The organism is Pararhodospirillum oryzae (assembly GCF_007992075.1).
GTDB classification, from domain to species: domain Bacteria; phylum Pseudomonadota; class Alphaproteobacteria; order Rhodospirillales; family Rhodospirillaceae; genus Pararhodospirillum; species Pararhodospirillum oryzae.
Genome location: NZ_BJZO01000152.1, coordinates 1 through 3339 on the forward strand (window position 1 = coordinate 1; position 3339 = coordinate 3339).

Below are 3339 nucleotides of genomic sequence, written 5' to 3' on the forward strand. Positions count from 1 at the left end.
CGGAGGGGCTCCGGGGAGGCCCCGCCTCCCCGGGCGGGGTTTGGGGTGCAACCCCAAGGGTTTCGATCGGGATCGAGAGAAAGAACAAGCGCTGAGGACGCACGCAAGGGCGGTTTAACCCCTGCGCGTGTGAGATCAAGTAAGAGAAGGGCATCTGGTGGATGCCTAGGCGTCAAGAGGCGATGAAGGACGTGGCACTCTGCGATAAGCCATGGGGAGCCGAGAGCAGGCTTTGATCCGTGGATTTCCGAATGGGGCAACCCACCCCTTTGGGGTATCCGTTTCTGAATCCATAGGGAACGGAGGCGAACCCGGCGAACTGAAACATCTCAGTAGCCGGAGGAAAGGACATCAACCGAGACTCCGCTAGTAGTGGCGAGCGAACGCGGACTAGCCCAGTGGCTTTGTGTTTCTAACCGGAACCGTCTGGAAAGTCGGGCCGTAGCGGGTGACAGCCCCGTACGGGTGTTGAAGCATGAAGTCCTTGAGTAGGGCGGGGCACGTGAAACCCTGTCTGAACATGGGGGGACCACCCTCCAAGGCTAAGTACTCCTTGACGACCGATAGTGAACCAGTACCGTGAGGGAAAGGTGAAAAGCACCCCTATGAGGGGAGTGAAACAGTTCCTGAAACCGGATGCCTACAAGCAGTCGGAGCCGCTCCTTCAAATCGCTGCGCGATTTGAAGATTTGGTTTGTTCAATCAAATCGTGGAACGATTTGATGGGGCGGTGACGGCGTACCTTTTGTATAATGGGTCAGCGACTTAATCTGGCGAGCAAGCTTAAGCCGATAGGTGTAGGCGCAGCGAAAGCGAGTCTGAAAAGGGCGTCGAGTTCGTCGGATTAGACCCGAAACCGGGTGATCTAGCCATGGGCAGGTTGAAGGTGGAGTAACACCCACTGGAGGACCGAACCCACGTCTGTTGAAAAAGACGGGGATGACCTGTGGCTAGGGGTGAAAGGCCAATCAAACTCGGAAATAGCTGGTTCTCCGCGAAAGCTATTTAGGTAGCGCGTCGGATGATGACCTGCGGGGGTAGAGCACTGGATGGGCTAGGGGGCCGCGAGGCTTACCAAACCTAACCAAACTCCGAATACCGCAGAGTTTAGTCCGGCAGACAGACTCAGGGTGCTAACGTCCTGGGTCAAAAGGGAAACAACCCAGACCACCAGCTAAGGTCCCCAAGTCACGGCTAAGTGGGAAAGGATGTGGGACGGCCATAACAACCAGGAGGTTGGCTTAGAAGCAGCCATCCTTTAAAGAAAGCGTAACAGCTCACTGGTCTAATAGCTATCCTGCGCCGAAGATGTACCGGGGCTCAAGCCGTGCACCGAAGCTGTGGATTTCGTCGATAAGACGAAGTGGTAGCGGAGCGTTCCGTAGGCCGATGAAGGGATTTTGTGAGAAATCCTGGAGGTATCGGAAGTGAGAATGCTGACATGAGTAGCGAAAAGAAGTGTGAGAAACACTTCCGCCGAAAGTCCAAGGGTTCCTGCGCAAGGTTAATCCGCGCAGGGTGAGCCGGTCCCTAAGCCGAGGGCGAAAGCCGTAGGCGATGGCAATCAGGTTAATAGTCCTGAGCTCGTGGGTCGTGACGCCTTTGAGCCGTTGTTTCCTCTTATCGGATTGAGGGAGCAGCCAACAAAGGCCAGGAAATAGCCCCACATATGAACCGTACCCGAAACCGACACAGGTGGACTGGTAGAGTATACCAAGGCGCTTGAGAGAATGGTGTTGAAGGAACTAGGCAAAATGCCCCCGTAACTTCGGGAGAAGGGGGCCCTCGGCTTGGGCAACCAGGCCGGGGGGGCACAGACCAGGGGGTGGCGACTGTTTACTAAAAACACAGGGCTCTGCGAAGTCGCAAGACGACGTATAGGGTCTGACGCCTGCCCGGTGCCGGAAGGTTAAGAGGAGAGGTGCAAGCTTTGAATCGAAGCCCCGGTAAACGGCGGCCGTAACTATAACGGTCCTAAGGTAGCGAAATTCCTTGTCGGGTAAGTTCCGACCTGCACGAATGGCGTAACGACTTCCCCGCTGTCTCCAACACCAACTCAGCGAAATTGAATTCTCCGTGAAGATGCGGAGTTCCCACGGCCAGACGGAAAGACCCCATGAACCTTTACTACAACTTCGCAGTGGCATTAGGCGATGGATGTGTAGGATAGGCGGGAGGCTATGAAACGAAGGCGCCAGCTTTCGCGGAGCCATCCTTGAAATACCGCCCTTCTGTCTCCTGATGTCTAACCGCGGCCCGTGATCCGGGTCCGGGACCCTGCGTGGTGGGTAGTTTGACTGGGGCGGTCGCCTCCTAAAGAGTAACGGAGGCGCGCGATGGTGGGCTCAGGCCGGTCGGAAATCGGCTGATGAGTGCAATGGCAAAAGCCCGCCTGACTGCGAGAGCGACGGTTCGAGCAGAGTCGAAAGACGGTCATAGTGATCCGGTGGTCCCGCGTGGAAGGGCCATCGCTCAACGGATAAAAGGTACTCTGGGGATAACAGGCTGATACTGCCCAAGAGTCCACATCGACGGCAGTGTTTGGCACCTCGATGTCGGCTCATCACATCCTGGGGCTGGAGCAGGTCCCAAGGGTTCGGCTGTTCGCCGATTAAAGTGGTACGTGAGCTGGGTTTAGAACGTCGTGAGACAGTTCGGTCCCTATCTACCGTGGGTGTAGGATACTTGAAAGGAGCTGTCCCTAGTACGAGAGGACCGGGATGGACATCCCTCTGGTGTACCAGTTGTCACGCCCGTGGCATCGCTGGGTAGCTAAGGATGGAAGGGATAACCGCTGAAAGCATCTAAGCGGGAAGCCCCCCTTGAAACAAGGTATCCCTTGAGGATCGTGGAAGACCACCACGTTGATAGGCCGGGTGTGGAAGCGCTGTAAGGCGTGAAGCTAACCGGTACTAATGATCCGATAGGCTTGATCTCCACGCGCAGCGGTTAACCCGTCGCATCGTGCGATCCACAGTATGTTTGTTCTTTCTCGCTTCCCGCGAAACCCTTTCGAGCCCGTTGAAACGACGGTTTGGATGGCCTGGTGGTCATGGCGGACGTGCAACACCCGATCCCATCCCGAACTCGGCCGTGAAAGCGTCCAGCGCCAATGGTACTGCGTCTCAAGGCGTGGGAGAGTCGGTCGCTGCCAGGCCTTCCAAGCCGTCGTTTCCCAAGGTTCCCAACACGATGTCCAGCCCCCGGGGCCCGGCCTTCCCACAAGGCCCAGCCCCCCGCCTTTCCCTTTCTCGCGGGGTGGAGCAGCCCGGTAGCTCGTCAGGCTCATAACCTGAAGGTCGTAGGTTCAAATCCTGCCCCCGCAACCAAATCACACCC

Annotated in this window: 1 tRNA gene and 2 rRNA genes; all 3 read left to right on the forward strand. The window is 56.9% G+C overall.

The features are described from left to right. Positions 1 to 133 precede the first annotated feature (133 nt). Positions 134 to 2937: ribosomal RNA gene (locus tag ROR02_RS16075) — 23S ribosomal RNA — on the forward strand. A gap of 105 nt (positions 2938 to 3042) precedes the next feature. Then, positions 3043 to 3157: ribosomal RNA gene (rrf, locus tag ROR02_RS16080) — 5S ribosomal RNA — on the forward strand. 95 nt (positions 3158 to 3252) lie between these two features. Further along, positions 3253 to 3329, forward strand: a tRNA-Met gene (locus ROR02_RS16085). Positions 3330 to 3339 lie beyond the last annotated feature (10 nt).